The 14,888-nt window shown below is 66.2% G+C and carries 14 protein-coding genes and 3 pseudogenes; 6 read left to right on the top strand and 11 right to left on the bottom strand.

Annotation, left to right across the window (positions count from 1 at the left end):
- Positions 1 to 122 precede the first annotated feature (122 nt).
- Positions 123 to 2,087, bottom strand: a pseudogene (locus ACX80X_RS20480) (heavy metal translocating P-type ATPase).
- A 175-nt stretch (positions 2,088 to 2,262) separates the two neighbouring features.
- On the opposite strand from ACX80X_RS20480, the gene ACX80X_RS20475 reads away from it, so the two are divergent.
- A complete protein-coding gene (locus tag ACX80X_RS20475) occupies positions 2,263 to 2,454 on the top strand; it encodes a YegP family protein (protein WP_308216227.1) in 192 nt (63 codons plus the stop codon).
- 1 nt (position 2,455) lies between these two features.
- A complete protein-coding gene (locus ACX80X_RS20470) occupies positions 2,456 to 2,998 on the top strand; it encodes an ATP-binding cassette domain-containing protein (RefSeq protein WP_252603661.1) in 543 nt (180 codons plus the stop codon).
- On the opposite strand, the gene ACX80X_RS20465 is transcribed toward ACX80X_RS20470, so the two are convergent.
- Positions 2,958 to 3,254: a YegP family protein gene (locus tag ACX80X_RS20465; RefSeq protein WP_252603663.1), complete on the bottom strand. Its 297-nt coding sequence runs from the start codon at positions 3,252 to 3,254 to the stop codon at positions 2,958 to 2,960. The two genes, ACX80X_RS20470 and ACX80X_RS20465, sit on opposite strands and share 41 nt — an antisense overlap.
- A gap of 354 nt (positions 3,255 to 3,608) precedes the next feature.
- Between ACX80X_RS20465 and ACX80X_RS20460 the strand changes: the two genes are divergently transcribed.
- The 4 genes and pseudogenes from ACX80X_RS20460 to ACX80X_RS20445 all read left to right on the top strand — a co-directional run bounded on the left by ACX80X_RS20460 (position 3,609) and on the right by ACX80X_RS20445 (position 5,443).
- Positions 3,609 to 4,079 carry an Hsp20/alpha crystallin family protein gene (locus ACX80X_RS20460; RefSeq protein WP_252603665.1) on the top strand — a complete coding sequence of 157 codons (471 nt, stop codon included), beginning with the start codon at positions 3,609 to 3,611 and terminating at the stop codon, positions 4,077 to 4,079.
- A 222-nt stretch (positions 4,080 to 4,301) separates the two neighbouring features.
- A complete protein-coding gene (locus tag ACX80X_RS20455; protein ID WP_252603668.1) occupies positions 4,302 to 4,439 on the top strand; it encodes a hypothetical protein in 138 nt (45 codons plus the stop codon).
- A 14-nt stretch (positions 4,440 to 4,453) separates the two neighbouring features.
- A pseudogene (locus ACX80X_RS20450) lies at positions 4,454 to 4,537 on the top strand (hypothetical protein); the annotation flags it as partial.
- Between the two features lie 39 nt (positions 4,538 to 4,576).
- The gene (locus ACX80X_RS20445) at positions 4,577 to 5,443 is read left to right on the top strand and encodes a dienelactone hydrolase family protein (RefSeq protein WP_459313177.1); all 867 of its coding nucleotides are present in this window, start codon (positions 4,577 to 4,579) and stop codon (positions 5,441 to 5,443) included.
- Positions 5,444 to 5,678: 235 nt separating this feature from the next.
- Here the strand turns inward: ACX80X_RS20445 and ACX80X_RS20440 are convergent, their stop codons facing one another.
- The 9 genes and pseudogenes from ACX80X_RS20440 to ACX80X_RS20400 all read right to left on the bottom strand — a co-directional run bounded on the left by ACX80X_RS20440 (position 5,679) and on the right by ACX80X_RS20400 (position 14,462).
- The gene (locus ACX80X_RS20440) at positions 5,679 to 6,005 is read right to left on the bottom strand and encodes a DUF3040 domain-containing protein (protein WP_459313174.1); all 327 of its coding nucleotides are present in this window, start codon (positions 6,003 to 6,005) and stop codon (positions 5,679 to 5,681) included.
- Positions 6,006 to 6,146: 141 nt separating this feature from the next.
- Entirely contained in the window at positions 6,147 to 7,529 is a 1,383-nt protein-coding gene (locus ACX80X_RS20435; RefSeq protein WP_459310287.1) for an MBL fold metallo-hydrolase RNA specificity domain-containing protein, read from the bottom strand.
- Positions 7,530 to 7,699: 170 nt separating this feature from the next.
- The gene (locus tag ACX80X_RS20430) at positions 7,700 to 7,942 is read right to left on the bottom strand and encodes an acyl carrier protein (protein WP_252603674.1); all 243 of its coding nucleotides are present in this window, start codon (positions 7,940 to 7,942) and stop codon (positions 7,700 to 7,702) included.
- Complete coding sequence (locus ACX80X_RS20425) at positions 7,939 to 9,336, bottom strand: dihydrolipoamide acetyltransferase family protein (RefSeq protein ID WP_252603677.1); 1,398 nt, start codon at positions 9,334 to 9,336, stop codon at positions 7,939 to 7,941. Before ACX80X_RS20425 ends, ACX80X_RS20430 begins: the two co-directional genes overlap by 4 nt.
- Positions 9,329 to 10,309: an alpha-ketoacid dehydrogenase subunit beta gene (locus tag ACX80X_RS20420; RefSeq protein ID WP_252603679.1), complete on the bottom strand. Its 981-nt coding sequence runs from the start codon at positions 10,307 to 10,309 to the stop codon at positions 9,329 to 9,331. Before ACX80X_RS20420 ends, ACX80X_RS20425 begins: the two co-directional genes overlap by 8 nt.
- Positions 10,306 to 11,295 carry a pyruvate dehydrogenase (acetyl-transferring) E1 component subunit alpha gene (gene pdhA, locus ACX80X_RS20415; protein ID WP_252603686.1) on the bottom strand — a complete coding sequence of 330 codons (990 nt, stop codon included), beginning with the start codon at positions 11,293 to 11,295 and terminating at the stop codon, positions 10,306 to 10,308. Before pdhA ends, ACX80X_RS20420 begins: the two co-directional genes overlap by 4 nt.
- An 8-nt stretch (positions 11,296 to 11,303) precedes the next feature.
- Entirely contained in the window at positions 11,304 to 13,148 is a 1,845-nt protein-coding gene (gene acsA, locus ACX80X_RS20410; RefSeq protein ID WP_252603682.1) for an acetate--CoA ligase, read from the bottom strand.
- A 191-nt stretch (positions 13,149 to 13,339) separates the two neighbouring features.
- Positions 13,340 to 13,726, bottom strand: coding sequence for a pyridoxamine 5'-phosphate oxidase family protein (locus tag ACX80X_RS20405; RefSeq protein WP_459313172.1), 387 nt, complete (start codon positions 13,724 to 13,726; stop codon positions 13,340 to 13,342).
- Positions 13,727 to 13,981: 255 nt separating this feature from the next.
- Positions 13,982 to 14,462: pseudogene (locus ACX80X_RS20400) on the bottom strand (SDR family NAD(P)-dependent oxidoreductase).
- Positions 14,463 to 14,888 lie beyond the last annotated feature (426 nt).

The raw sequence follows: 14,888 nt of genomic DNA, 5'->3' as shown, positions 1-14,888 counted from the left end.
GGGCGATTTTTCCGTTAAGGAAGAACGGTCTTTCAGTGGTGATTCCAAGGGTGTTGCAACTCCCGGTTTTCAGGGGGTGTTGCATCGATCACTGGAACTCGCCAAAGACGGGCATTCTCGGTTTAAACCGCCGTCGGCGCCCCGAGCAACATCGGTGGATCAAGGTTTAGGCACGACGCCGGCCGTTTCCTCACTGCCGCAACACTCACCGGCGGGCCGCCCACCGCCGTCGCGGTTGGACGGCGGCCATCGCGCAGAGCACGAAGCGCGTTCAGGATCGTGGCCAGATCGACCAACTCCTGGAGGAGGGCGCCGGCCACAGCTGGAATGTAGCCGAATACCGCTGCTACCATCAGGCCGATGCTCAGCAGGATGCCTATCCAAATGCTCGCCAGCGCTATCCGGACCGTGCGCTGCCCGATGTCGACTGCCAGCGCCGCTTTGGATAAGTCGTCGAGCATGATGACGACGTCGGCAGACTCGCTCGCCGCGGTTGACCCCTTGGCGCCCATGGCGACACCAACGTCGGCGGCAGCCAGGACCGGAGCGTCGTTCACACCGTCGCCCACCATCATGACCGGGCGTTCCCGCAGCCCTGCGACGATGGAGACTTTGTCACCCGGAAGGCACCCTGCCTGGAAGCGGGAGATCCCGGCCTGTGCAGCAATTTTTTCGGCCGTTGCCCGAGAGTCGCCGGTAAGGAGCAGCGTTTCCCGGATGCCCAGCCGGTGCAACGCGGTCAGTGTGCCCACCGCATTGTCCCGGAGCGGGTCGCTCATGATCAGCGCTCCCCCGAACCGGCCGTCAACGCCCACGTAGACCGCCAGTTGTCCACCGGCCACCTCGGCCTCCTCGAACGCCGAGGTGACGGAACGGACAAAGTCAGGTTTACCCACCACCACCGTTTGATCGCCGCAGGTCGCCGTGACCCCCTGGGTGGCGTGTTCAAACGCGTTGCTGCCCTCCAGCAGGTCAAGCCCGCGGTGCCGTGCAGCATCCATCACAGAGGAGGCAAGGACATGAGAGGAGTACTGCTCTGCCGAAGCGGCCAGTTGCAGCAGCCGGTCCTCGCTCACCAGCCCGGACGCTGCCGGTGAAACCCACATGCCGTGCAAGGTGGGCCGGCCGTGGGTGAGCGTGCCTGTCTTGTCGAAGACGGCCGTCCGCACCCGGGCAAGCTGTTCGAGGGTTCCGCCGTTCTTGATGATGATTCCCGAGTGCGCCGCCCGGCTGGTGCCCGCAAGAAACGCCACCGGAGCGGCGATGAGCAGGGGGCAAGGGGTAGCGACAACGAGGACCTGCGCGAACCGAGCCGGGTCCTGGCTGAAATACCAGCCCATCCCGGCCACGGCAAAGGCCAGGAGCGTGAACGGAACGGCGTACCTGTCAGCGAGCCGGACTACCGGAGGCCGGCTCGACGCCGCCGCCTGGACCAAAGCCACAATCTGGCTGTACTGCGAGTCTTTCGCCGTGGACGTCGCCTTCATATGCGCGGCGCTTTCGCCGTTGACCGATCCGCTGAGCAGCGTATCGCCTTTGACATGTTCCGCCGGCAGGCTCTCACCCGTCAAGGTGGATTCATCGAAGCTGCCAGTTGCCGTGAGAAGCAACCCGTCCACGGGAAGCACCTCCGAGGGTTTGACCAGAAGAATGTCGCCGGGCAGCACGTCCCCGGCCGGGATGTCTTCCGGCGGCAGGCCCGGCAGTTCCCGGTGGGCTGTCTGCGGGACGCGCTCGAGCAGGGACCTGAGTTCCCGGGTCGCCCGCCCCTGTGCAATCTCCTCGAGCGCTTCGCCTCCGGCCAGCATCAGCACGATGATCAGGGACGCTACGTACTCCCCCACTGCCACCGTCGAGGCGATGGCAGTCACGGCCAGCAGGTCGATTCCCTACCGGCCCCTCAGCAATGATTTGGCCATGGAGACCGACCTGGCCACGGCCACCATAAGTGCGTAGGCGCTTGCCGTCCACTGGGCTGCCGACGCCTGCCCGGTGGCCAGGAGCACCGCAACGATCGTCCCGGCAGCCACGGTAGCGGCCACCAGCGGAAAGTGCACAAGAAAACTTCTCAGGGCAGCCAGGGTCATGCCTCTGACGCTAATGCCGCCAGGCCGCCGCAGCTAGGGCGCTTCGGACCAGGCAGTTGCTCCTTTTCGGCTTTTCAGGACCTTCGTCCCTAATGCACCCGCTTCCATTCTGGAAGCATTGGCACGAACTACCGCCGCCCACACGCGAACGATGAAGTTTGGAAGGAGCAAGCGCATGGCAGGATCATTCGAATTGTTCACGGATGCCGAATCACACGTCCGGTTCACCCTTGTGGCACCGGACGGGACGGTCCTCGCCGTTTCCGGGCCGTACCCGGATAAGCGCGACGCCGCAGCCGCCATCAATGATGTTCGTGAATGCGCCGGAACCGGTCTCATCAATGATCTCTGCCCAGCAAGCGCCTGACATGCAGCCTGTAGCTACTACGAGCGTCAAGACCCGGACAGACGATGTCCTGGCGGTCAAAGGCCTGGTCAAGCGCTACGGCGAACGAACGGTCGTCGACGGAGTAACCTTTCACATCCGGGCGGGAGAAACCTACGGTCTTCTTGGGCCAAACGGTGCCGGCAAGACCACGATTATCTCGATGGTGGCCGGCCTGATCCCTGCTGACGCCGGCTCGGTCATTGTCGTGCTCATCGTCCAGGTCGGCGGCCAGAACAGTGCGCTGTTCGGTCAAGTCCGTCAGACACGGACCCTCACCGAGCGAGTCTTGCAGTTCGTCCATGGTCCGGGCTCCGGGTTCGCTGCTGGCCAGTTTTGTGGGTCTTTTCCGCCGTGTAACGGTGATTCCGCAGGACACTCCCGTGCCGGCATGGGAGAGCCTTGTTGCAGCGAGGGTGACCAGTCCGGCGAGGAACTCCCCGACGTCATTGTTGTTGTCCAGGATGAGGTCCTGAAGCCTGGCATCAACACTTGGGCGTGCGTGGCTTGGCTGCGGCCGTGGTGACAACGTGCGGGGGCAAATTCCGAAATTTGTTCTGGCGGTGCGGCCTCCGCAGGCCCGCGGTGTTTTGTGTGGTGGCAGTGCAGTGGTCTTGGATCAGACCGGTTCCGGCGCACTCACGCACATCCGTGATGGCCGCTGCCGCAGCGCGTTTATCCGGATACGCCTGCGAGACGGCCAGTTCGGTCCCGTCGGATGCTAGGAGCCGGAACCGGATGTGGGAGTGGAGATCGGTGAACAGTTCGAATACACCTGCCATGGTCGTTGTCCTTCCGGACGTCTCTGTCCTGTTTAGAGGTCGCGCGCGGGCCTCGATCGGCCGTCAAACGGGTTTCGTGGGCAGCGCGGGATCCGCGCCACGATGGTGGGGTCCCGGCAGGCATGTCGCCCTCGTATCCGGAAGCTTTCCCTTCCAGAATGCACCCCGTGACCGGCCGGTGGCAGGGACTAAAGTCCCCCAGGCCGTGCGGCTCCCGGAGAGTCCATGGCGGCGGCCGGGGGTTGGCGCCGGAAGGACTTTAGTCCATGTTTCCTGATTCCTGGCGGGTATCTACTGGAAGGACCCCGTCCCTTCCTTCGGGGCTTTCCCTGCCCAGAGTTTGGAGAAACTGCCATGTCTGATCTGCTCAGATGGTCCCCCTTCGCAACGACGCGGTGGACCTCACCGTTCAACATCCTGTTGAGGTCCCCGTCCGAGCTGATGGACTCCCTGGACCGCATGTTTGAATCCACGACCGGAGCTGCCCCGATCCGCGTCGAGGAACTCGTCGACGGCCAGACGCTGGTCGTGCGGGCCGAGATGCCCGGGGTCGATCCCGACAAAGACGTGGAGATCACGCTCGATGACGGATACCTGCGTATCCGTGCCGAACGCCAGGAAAAGGAAGAACACAAAGACAAGGGCCGCTTCCGGTCCGAATTCCGTTACGGTTCCTTCAGCCGCAGCATCCCCCTTCCCGACGGCGTGAAGGAAGAAGACATCAAAGCCACCTACACCAACGGGGTCCTGGAAGTCCGCACCCCCCTGCCGGAAGAGGCCGCCCAGCCCGAGGCCCCGAAGAAACTCCCCATCACCCGCGGGTAACATGACCTCCTCGAAACGCGGCACGGGTTCCGGTACCGGCACCGGCCCCGCGCCGGACATCAAATCCCTCTGGGCTCGGCTGGACCCGGCAACCCGGCAGTGGCTCATGGACCACAGCGGCACGGCCATCGTGCCCCGCACGATCAGCGCTGCCCTTGGCCGTGCCTCGGACCAACCGCTCCCCCAGGATTCCCACGGCCAATTCCGGCTTACCGAAGCGGCATGGTGTTCATCCGGAACCGGGCCCATAGCGCCTTCGCCGCCCACGGCACCGAACGGTTCTTCGAAGCCGTCCAGCCAGAACACCACCGGCACGACGCCGCCGACCGGAACACCAAGGACACCCGCCCCCGGGCCTAACCGACGCCGGGCGGGTGCACGCGGATCTGAAGGGCCGCACAGTAATAATCGTCGATGACGGTATCGCGACCGGGTCCACTGCCCGTGTCGCCTGCCGGGTTGCACGGCAACTGGGCGCGGCGAGAGTGATTCTGGCCGTGCCTCTAGCCCCGACCCAGATGCTGGCCTTGCTGACGGAGCCGGACGACGTGTGCTGCCTGGGTTCCGCCCGGAATTTCCAGGCCGTCGGCTACCACTACAGCGACTTCTCCCCCATAGCGGATGAGGAGGTCGTGCAACTGCTCGACGCCGCAGCCCGGCGGCTGCACCGTGTCCTGGCAGCGAAAGGGCCCGGCGTCGAAGAAGAGGTGGAAATCCCGTCCGGTGCCATAGGTCTCCGGGGCAACCTGCAGCTGCCCGCACGGTGCGACGGGATCGAGGTGTTCGCCCACGGCAGCGGCAGCGGCCGTCACAGCCCCCGCAACAGGTTCGTCGCCTCGGTCCTTCAGCGCACCGCGCTGGGCACCTTGCTGCTGAATCTGCTGACCCCCGCTGAGGAAGTCAACCGGGAGAACGTGTTCGACATCCCCCTGCTCGCCCGGCGGCTCATGGCGGCAACCCGGTGGCTGGGAACCAGGAATGACACCTCATCCGGCCTTGTCGGCTATTTTGGGGCCAGCACCGGTGCCGGTGCCGCGCTGTGGGCCGCGGCCGAACCCGGCGCACGGATAGGCGCCATTGTTTCAAGGGGCGGGCGTCCGGATCTGGCCGGCCCGCGGCTGGCCGCCGTGCGGGCGCCGACTCTTCTGATCGTCGGCAGTGCCGACCCCCAGGTCCTTGCACTCAACCGCCGGGCCATGGCCCTGATGCGGGCGCCGACCCGGCTGGAGATCATCCCCGAGGCCACACACCTTTTCGAAGAACCTGGAACACTTACCCAGGCGGCCACGCTGGCAGCTGAGTGGTTCAGCCATCACCTGTTGCCGGCCCGGAACGAGGAATCAGCGCCCGAGTTGCCGCAGTGAACGGCAGTGCTTGCACCCAGACCGCGGGGCGGCACCGGGGGTCGCCAAGTTCCCTTTCCGGGCTCCGGCGACGACCAGATCGGCAGTGGCCCACTCTTATGCAGTTTGGGAATGTTCGGAACCGTCAAGCCAACGACCACTACGCATAGCCCAGCGCCGGGTACGTCGGTTCCGACTTCCAAGGGAGAGACCAAAACGGTGGGCGGACTGCGTGCCCCCACATTATCGATAACGGCTATCCGTGCCCGGTTTCTCCAGGGGCCGGGTGCCTCCCACGGGCGGGGCGGGGCGCGGGTACGCGGATCCGGAGGCTTGCCAGGTATGCGCCGACGCCCATGATGGCGAAACCAGCGACGCCCAGAAAAAGTGCCCGAGTGGCGATGCCCGCCAGAAGGACCAGGCATCCGACGACGATGACAAGTGCCACCGTTGCGACGAGTCGTCCCGGCACCGTTTGGATGGCGCCGGAGCCCATCTTTGAGGCGAGTTTCGGATCTTGTAGCTTGAGTTGCTCGGCGATCTGGTCCAGCGTTCGTTGCTCACGTTCCGAGAGCGACATCATTGTCTCCTGCCATGTCATTTTCGGTATAGGCGGGGTGCGTTTGCCCAGTCATCGCGGCTGTCCCGGACGCCGACTGAGCGTATATAGCCGAAACGGATGTCCGTAGTCGTCTTCACTCTTGCCCGACTCGCCCGTCGGGATTCACCGCGGATCCTCGATGGAGACCTGTTCCAGATGCTCAGGCACCCGGGCCCGCCAGCCCAGTTCCCGTTTGATCCGGATGCGCAGGGCATCTGATGCTTCGGGTTCGCCGTGTGTGATGTAGGTCATGCGGGGCTCCTTCTCTGCCCCCTTCATCCACGCAATGAGGCCGTCGGCGTCGGCGTGGGCGGACAGGCTTTCCATCTGGATGACTTCGGCACGGATCTTGACGTCCTCGCCGTAGACGCGGAGCTCACGCTCCCCGGCGGCGAGGATCGCGCCGCGGGTGCCGCCTGCCTGGTAGCCGCTGAGGATGATGGCGTTCTTCGGGTCCGGTCCGTAGGCTGCGATGTGATGCAGGATCCTGCCGCCGGTCAGCATGCCGCTGGCCGAGATGATGATCATCGGGCCGCCACGCAGGTTCAGCAATTTGGACTCATCGGCGGTGCGGGTGAGTTTGGCCAGCTTGTACATGTTCTCGTATTCGTCCTGCTTGAGGTGGTGTTCCTCGCGGTGCCGCTGGTACATTCCGGAGGCGTCGATGGCCATGGGGCTGTTCAGGTATACCGGGATGTCCGGGATCGCGTTCTTCCTGCGGAGCCGGGACAAGTACAGCATGAGCGTCTCAGCCCGGCCGACGGCGAAGGCCGCGAACATGATGACTCCGCCGCGTTTCGCGACCCGGGTGATGATCTCCCCCAGTTGCTTCTCCGGATCCACGCTTGAGTGTTTCCGGTTCCCGTAGGTGGATTCCGTCACCAGCACGCCGGTCTCGCCAAGCGGGCGCGGCGGATACATGAAAGGATCGTCCGCTCGGCCCAGATCCCCGGTGAAATGCACGGAGTGGGAGCCGATCCGGACGTGGACCTGCGCGGCCCCCAGGATGTGACCTGCGGGCAGGAACGTCAGTTCCATGCCGCCGCCAAGCTCCAGCGGGTCGTCGAAACCATGGATGGTGAAACTGTTAAGGGACTTCACGGCGTCAGCCGCCGTGTAGAGCGGAAGCGGCGGGCTGTGCTTGGACGATTCGCGGTGTACTGCGAACCTAGCCTCTTCTTCCTGCAGATACCCACTGTCGGGGAGGAGGAGCGTGCAGAGTTCGATGGTGCCCTCGGTGGCGTACACAGGACCTCCGAAGCCGTCCCGGACCAGTGCGGGAACGTATCCCGTGTGGTCCAGGTGCGCGTGAGTCAGGACCACGGCGTCGATGGAATGCGGCGGGACGGGGAAGGGGGCACGGTTGCGTTCGCGGCTGCGTTTGTAGCCCTGGAAGAGTCCGCAGTCGACCAGCACGCGCTTGCCGCCGGATTCGATCAGGTACCTGGAACCGGTGACGGTATCGGTGGCTCCGAGGAACCGGAGGGTCGGCTGCTGGTGTTTCATGGTGCTCCCGTCCGCTGCCCATTTCTACCCCAAGCTTCCGCCCACGACGGGTCCGCACGTAGGGCCGAAAGTCACTTCCGGAACGACGGCGGCGAACGCCCGCCGTCGTCGTCGTCCGGAGCGCCCAGCAGTTCAGGCACCGGGCGCTGCTGATCCCGGTGCTGGCCTGCTCAGCCGCGGGCGGCGAGGTAATCGATGAGTCCTTTGACGGTAGCCACCGCGGGGTAGTCGCGTTCGGGAATGTCGACGCCGGTGACTGTGTCGATGGTTTCCACGAGCCGCAGGAAGTCCAGTGAATCGAGTTCGAGGTCCTGCCGCAGCCGGGAATCCTCGTCCACGTCCGCCATGTCCACATCCGGTGCGACCTTGCCGATGGCGGCATGGACCGCCTCGCGGGCGTCCTGTTCGTTCATAGCTCCTCCGGTTTTTGCAGCAGCTCTTCGATGCGGGCGAGGTAGCGGCCCCCGCGCAGGCCGTCGCTGACCCGGTGGTCAGCCGAGAGGGTGGCAATGACGGCGTGCCGCACCCCGAGCATTCCGTTCTGCGCCCAGGGCTGTTCCATCACGCGGCCGAAGCCGACCATGGCGACCTGCGGGGGATAGATCACGCCATAGACGCTCTCGACGCCCAGGTCCCCGAGGTTGGTCACGGTGATGGTCGGATCCGCCATTTCGGCACGCTGCAGCCGGCCGGCACGCGCGCGGCTAACAAGGTCGCGCAGCTGCTCCATCAGCACCTCCACGGGCAGTGTGTCGGCGTCGTGGATCGCAGGCGCCACCAGCCCGCCCTGGCGGAGGGCCACCGCGACGCCGAGGTGCACCGAGGCGCTCGGCCGGAACCCGCTGTCGCCGTAGAAACCGTTGACCTCCGGCACGTCTCTGGCCGCAAGCGCCGCAGCCTTGAGCAGAAGTGCGGAGGGGACGAGCCTGGCGGCGACGGGACGCTGGGCGTTGACGGACTGCATCCAGTCGACGGCGGCACGCAGGTCCAGGGTGGTGCTCAGGTAGTAGTGCGGAATGGTCTTCTTCGAGCGCGACATCAAGGCGCCGATGGCGCGGCGCAGGCTAGCCAAACGCTCGCGCGCCTCCGAAGTCTTCCCCGTGACAGGCTCTTCCGGCGCTCCCTTCGGGGGCGCGTGCAGGGCGGGAGAGGAAACCTCGGGGACCAGCGCCTCCGCATGACTGCCCGCGGCGCGGTGCACGTCCGCCTCGGTCACGGCGCTCTGCGGGCCGGTGCCGGAAATGGTGGCGAGCTCGACGCCGAGTTCGGCGGCGAGCCGCCGCGCCCGGGGCGAGGACCGTACCCGGCTGCCGGGGCGGGCGGCGACGGCATGCTCCACGTCCGCCCGGGTGATAACCCCGCCCTTGCCGGTGCCGTGGATCTTGGCGGTGTCCACTCCCAGCCGGTGCGCCAGGTGCCGGACCGGGGGCGCGATCGGGGCGGCTTCTTTCGGGGCTGCTGTCTCGGGGGCTTCGGGGGCGGCAGCCTTCGGCACAGCCGTTTTCGAAACAGCAGCCTTAGCCGTCGCCCGGGCCGGGGGCCCCTCATGGGCCGGCGGGCCGGTCTCGGCCGGGGTCTGCGTGATCCGGGCCAGCGGGGTGCCCACCGGCACCGTTTCGCCGATGTCGACCAGGAGATCCGCAACCACGCCCTCCTGGAAGGACTCCACGTCCATGATGGTCTTGTCGGTGTCGACGACGGCCACCAGATCCCCGCGGCGCACGTAGTCGCCGGGCTTGACCAGCCACTCGACGAGCTTGCCGTGCTCCATGTCGGCCCCGAGGGAGGGCATCAGGAACTCACCCACGGGCCCCCGCCGCCTCCTGGGCCGCGGCGACGATCCGCTCTACGGAGGGCAGGGCGGCCAGTTCCATGTGCTTGGAATAGGGGATCGGCACCTCGGCGCTGCAGACCCGGCCCACGGGCGCGTCCAGGTCAAAGAAGGCGTTCTCGGTGATCCGGGCGCTGATTTCCGCCGAAATACTCCCGCTGCGCCACCCCTCGTCCACCACCACTGCCCGGTGCGTCCGGGCGACGGATTCGAGGATGGTGGCCTCGTCGAGCGGCCGGAGCGTGCGCAGGTCCAGCACCTCGGCGTCGATGCCTTCGCCCGCGAGCTGCTCGGCGGCGTCGAGCACGGCGGGAAGAGTCCCGCCGTAGGTGATCAGCGAAATGTCACTGCCATGACGCCGGATCGCGGCGGAGTCGATGTCCACCGGGCCGGCGTTGTCGTCGAGTTCACCGGCGACGTTGTAAAGCGAGCCGTGCTCGAAGATCAGCACCGGATCCGGGTCCTCGAGCGCCGTCCAGAGCATCCCGCGGGCATCCTCAAGGGTGGCCGGGACGAGGATGCGCAGGCCGGGGACATGCGCGTACCAGCCTTCAAGGCTGTGCGAATGCTGGGCGCCCAGCTGGCGGCCGGCACCGGTGCTCATCCGGATGACCAGCGGCACGTGGAACTGCCCGCCGGACATGTGCAGCAGGGATGCGGCGTTGTTCACGATCTGGTCCAAGGCGAGGAGGCTGAAGTTGACGGTCATAATCTCCACGATGGGCCGCATCCCGCCGAGCGCCGCGCCGATCCCGGCGCCGACGAACCCGGACTCGGACAGCGGGGTGTCCCGGATACGCCCAGGGCCGAATTCCTCCAGCAGCCCCAGGCTCACCGCGAACGATCCGCCGTAGGCCCCAACGTCCTCGCCCATCAGGAACACGCGCGGGTCGCGCTGCATCGCGTCGCGGATCCCGGCCCGCAGCGCCTCCCGGTAGCTGGACTTCATGGTGCGCTCCGCTCGCTGTAGACGAAGCGCGTGAGTTCCTCCACCGGCTCCAGCGTCCCCGCTTCGGCGAAGTCGACGGCGGCGGCGACCTCCGCCTCGGCGTCCGCCTGCAGCTGCGCCCACTCTTCCCCGGCAAGCTGGCCCGCCGCCTCCATGCTGCTGCGGAGCAGGGTGATCGGGTCCCGCTCCTGCCATCTCAGGACCTCGGCCTTCTCGCGGTACCGTTCGGGATCGAACATCGAGTGGGCGCGGAAACGGTAGGTGCGTAGTTCCAGGAAATGCGGGCCGCCGCCGGACCGGACGGCGTCCACGGCGCGGCGTGCGGCCTCCTCAACGGCGAGGACATCCATTCCGTCCACGGCCCAGGCCGAGATCTCGTAGCCGGCGGCCTTGAGCGCGATGTCCGTCTGTGATTCCGAGCGGCCCAGTGCGGTTCCCATGGCGTAGAGGTTGTTTTCGCAGCAGAACAGCACGGGCAGTTGCCAGAGTGCGGCGAGGTTAAGGCTTTCGTGGAACTCGCCTTCCGCGACGGCGCCTTCGCCGAAGAAGCACACGGTGACGTTGGAGCGTCCGGCCATATTATCCGCCAGTGCCAGCCCGACAGCGAGTGGCAGCCCGCCGGCGACGATCGCGTTTCCGCCGTAGAAGTGCGTGGCGGCGTCGAAGAGGTGCATCGATCCGCCACGTCCGCGGCAGCAGCCCTCCACGTAGCCGTACATTTCGGCCAGGATCGCACCCGCGGCGACGCCGCGGAGCAGGGCGTGGCCGTGCTCCCGGTAGGTGGCGACGAGAGCGTCGTCCGGGGACAGTGTCTCCAGGACGCCCGCCGCGACGGCTTCCTCACCGATGTAGACGTGCAGGAAACCGCGGATCTTCGCGGCGCTGTAGAGCTCGACGCACTTTTCTTCGAGCTGGCGCACACGGAGCATCTGCAGCAGCAGGTGCCGGCCGTGCTCCGGATCCAGGGGGCTGCGTGTCGGGGACATGGGGCCGGTCACTTCTGATCCTCCGGCGGGGCCTTCGGAGGGGAAGCCTCGGGGGAGGACTCGATGGTTGAGGTATCGCCCTCCGGCAGGCCAAGCTCGCGGGCCTTGAGCAGGCGCCGGAGGATCTTGCCGCTGCGGGTCTTGGGCAGCGCGGTAGTGAAGTCCAGCAGCCGCGGCGCCACCGCCGGGCCCAGCCGCTTGCGGGCGAAACCGATGATGTCCAGCTGCAGGGCCTCGGAGGGTTCCCAACCCGGACGGAGCTCCACGAAGGCCTTGACCACCTCGCCGGCCACCGGGTCCGGGACGCCGATCACCCCGGCCTCGGCCACGGCCTCGTGCTCTATCAGGGAACTTTCCACCTCGAACGGGCCGATCAGGTGCCCCGAGGACTTGATCATGTCATCGCCCCGGCCGACAAACCAGTAGTACCCGTCGGCGTCGCGTTTCGCGAGGTCCCCGGTGAGGTACCAGCCGCCCACGAAACAGCGGCGGTAGCGCTCTTCCTCGTGCAGATACCCGCGGAACATCGAAGGCCAGCCGGGCCGGAGCGCCAGTTCGCCCACCGTATCAGGCACCGTCACGAGCACCGCCTCACCGTCGCGGACAATCGGCTTGTCCTGGTCATCGCGCGCCACTAAGGCAGCCCCGACGCCGGGCAGCGGCCGGCCCATGGAACCGGGCCGGATCTCCGTGGCTGCGTAGTTGGAGATCATGATCCCACCCGTTTCGGTCTGCCACCAGTTGTCGTGTACGGGCTGGCCGAAGGCCTCCTGGCCCCAGACCACCACTTCCGGGTTGAGCGGTTCCCCCACGCTGGCGACGAAGCGCAGGGCGGATAAATCGTGGCTTTGGGCGCGTTCCGCCCCGGCCTTCATCAGCATCCGCAGGGCGGTGGGGGCGGTGTACCAGACGGTGACGCCCTGTTCGGCGAGGATCCTGTACCACCGGTCGGCGTCCATTTCCTCCTCGTCCACGATCGTCGTCACCCCGTGAGTGAGGGGCGCGATCACGCCGTACGAGGTGCCGGTGACCCAGCCGGGATCGGCCGTGCACCAGTAGACGTCCCCGGGATGCAGGTCCAGGGCGAAGCTGCCGGTCGCATGGTGGGCGGTGACGGCGTCGTGCACGTGGATGACTCCCTTCGGTGTCCCCGTCGTGCCACTCGTGAAGTGCAGCAGGGCCATGTCCTCGGCCTGCGTCGCGGCAATCTCCCCGTCCGCCGGGGCTTCCCGCATCAGTGCGGCGAGGTCCAGGGTGCCCGGTTCCGGATCGCCCTCGGCGTCTATCAGCAGCACATGCTGAAGCTCCGGGAGCGAATCGCGGAGCTGCGCGATCTTCTTGCGGTACAGCACCCGCGTCGTGACCAGCGCCCGGCCCGATCCCAGGTGCAGCCGCTGACGGACCGGTTCGGGGCCGAACGCGGAGAACAGCGGGCAAAAGACGCTGGCGTTCTTGAACGTGCCGAGCACCGCAATATACAGGGCCGGCCCGCGGCCGGTAAGCGAGAAGACGCGCTCCCCGCGCCCGATTCCCAGGCTGCGCAGCACGCCGGCGAAGCGGTTGGTCTGCCCGGCCAGCTCCGCGAAGCTGAAGGAATGGGTGCTGCCGTCGGCCCGGACGAAACGCAGCGCCTCGCGGCCGGCGTGCTCACCGGCGGCATGCCGGTCCACCGCCTCGTAGGCGATGTTGACGCCCCGGCCACCAGGCAGCCCTGACAGGGCGCGCCGGGCTTCATCCCAGGAGAACGCGGCACACGCCGCCTCGTAGTCCACCAGGTTCGGCCGGACCGGGAAACCGGAGATGTCCTTGGAAATCGTGGGCCAGCGGGTCGATGGTGCGGTTCCTGCCGTCATGGTTCCATCGGACTCCTGCCCGGCAATACTGCCTAGAGTAGAAAGTCCCGCGCACAGGGTCCTGACCGGGTTTTCGGCAACCGGCAGGGGCGCGCAGCACCCCTGCCACGGGATCGGGCATTAGTTGACAGCCGCGGCCCCCACTACATACCGGGGCCTTTCAGAACTGCCCTGATTCCTGTAGCGTCTGCTCATCGGACGCCAGCCGCAGCGCGGGAAGGGATGGGTCGAGCTGTCAATATCTCATCCGGACGGTGAAACCTGGTTGCATGAGCTGCAGCATGACCCGCTGAAGCCACTNTGACTCTGGCGGTGCCCTCCACCACTACGCTCCAAGCCGCGTCGTCGACCACTTCGTCCACCTCGAAGGCCACTCTTTCATTCACCGTCAGTTCGGCCAGCTTCGTTCCCGGATTTGTACGCATAAGCAACACCCCGTCGTGCGCGAGGAAATTGATGGGGTAGATGTCGGGCTTGCCCACAGCACAAACGGCAAGGCGACCGTGCTGACATCGTCCCAGCACGTTCCATGCTTGTTCATCGGATAAAACTGTTGCCGGACGTTCATCACTTTCCATGCCATGACCTCCTGAACACTCGGGACGGCCCTCCTGCCTAATAGAAAGGGGCAGGAAGCCGTGATGGCGAACGTTGAAACTGGGAGGCGAACGGTCCTGGCAGCCAAGGTCCTGGTAAGGGCACTGCGGCGACCTGACCGCCGTCGACAGCGCAGCCTTCACCGGAAGGGTCTGTTTGACCTCATCATTGCCACAACCGGCGGATCTGCCGCGCGCAGCGTGGACACCGTACCGTCGTCCAAGCCCAGAGCGATCCTATGCTCCGGTGACTGGATTGTGCGCAAGCCCGGCAGTTTCTCCACCGTCAATGACGAATTGGGCGCCGGTGACGAAGCTGGATTCCGCGCCCGACAGATGGAGCACCAACTCTGCGATTTCCTCCGGTCGGCCTACCCGATTAAGGGCAACGTGCGAGGTAGTGAGTTCGAGACCCTCGGTCATGGGGGGTCAGGACGGCGCCAGGGTGCACCGAGTTGACGCGGATGCCGTAGCGGGCGAGGTCCAGTGCTGCGCTCTTGGTCAGCCCGGTGACGTCGAATTTCGACGCCGTATAGCGGGCCGACGGTTGGATCAGGAGGATATTGCCGGGGCGAACTGCTTCGGCGGGGATGTCTTCCGGCGGCAGGCCCCGCAGTTCGCAGTGGGCTGTGTGCGGCACGCGCTCGAGCAGGGACTTGAGTTCCCGGGTGGCCCGGCCTTGGGCGATCTCTTCCAGGGCTTCGCCTCCAGCGAGCATGAGTACGATGATCAGGGCTGCCACGTACTCCCCTACAGCCACGGTCGCGGCAATGGCAGTTACCGCCAGGAGATCAATCCCTCAACGGCCGCTGCGTAGCGCCTTGACCATGGAGCCGGACCGGATGATGGCAACCACAATGGCGTAGGCACTTGCTGTCCATCGGGCTGCCGGGTCCTCCCCCAGTGCCAGCAACAACCAATAAGCTGGCCTGTGCTGCGTCTCGCATGAGCACATCGGCAGGCGAGTCATCCGATTCCAGCGCTTCGCGGACACGGAGTCCCGGAAAGAGCTCCCGGATGCGGCCGGCTGCTTCTGAGATAGCCGGCTGCTTCTGAGATAAGTGCCCGGGGATCAGGCTCACGGCTGTGACCTATTCCCGTCCTGCCTCCTGCGTTGGCTGGAGGCAGCGTTTTCGACACCGCA

This window comes from Pseudarthrobacter sp. MDT3-1 (assembly GCF_054510755.1).
The sequence above is the reverse complement of the archived record's forward strand: the minus strand, read 5'-3'. Positions and strand labels throughout refer to the sequence as shown.

Coding starts and splice junctions, on each gene's coding strand:
- pdhA (WP_252603686.1), bottom strand. CDS start 11,295: ATGTCCCCGACACGCAGCCCCCTGGATCCGGAGCACGGCCGGCACCTG.
- ACX80X_RS20475 (WP_308216227.1), top strand. CDS start 2,263: ATGGCAGGATCATTCGAATTGTTCACGGATGCCGAATCACACGTCCGG.
- ACX80X_RS20465 (WP_252603663.1), bottom strand. CDS start 3,254: ATGGCAGGTGTATTCGAACTGTTCACCGATCTCCACTCCCACATCCGG.
- ACX80X_RS20460 (WP_252603665.1), top strand. CDS start 3,609: ATGTCTGATCTGCTCAGATGGTCCCCCTTCGCAACGACGCGGTGGACC.
- ACX80X_RS20470 (WP_252603661.1), top strand. CDS start 2,456: ATGCAGCCTGTAGCTACTACGAGCGTCAAGACCCGGACAGACGATGTC.
- ACX80X_RS20440 (WP_459313174.1), bottom strand. CDS start 6,005: ATGATGTCGCTCTCGGAACGTGAGCAACGAACGCTGGACCAGATCGCC.
- ACX80X_RS20430 (WP_252603674.1), bottom strand. CDS start 7,942: ATGAACGAACAGGACGCCCGCGAGGCGGTCCATGCCGCCATCGGCAAG.
- ACX80X_RS20435 (WP_459310287.1), bottom strand. CDS start 7,529: ATGAAACACCAGCAGCCGACCCTCCGGTTCCTCGGAGCCACCGATACC.
- ACX80X_RS20420 (WP_252603679.1), bottom strand. CDS start 10,309: ATGAAGTCCAGCTACCGGGAGGCGCTGCGGGCCGGGATCCGCGACGCG.
- acsA (WP_252603682.1), bottom strand. CDS start 13,148: ATGACGGCAGGAACCGCACCATCGACCCGCTGGCCCACGATTTCCAAG.
- ACX80X_RS20455 (WP_252603668.1), top strand. CDS start 4,302: ATGGTGTTCATCCGGAACCGGGCCCATAGCGCCTTCGCCGCCCACGGC.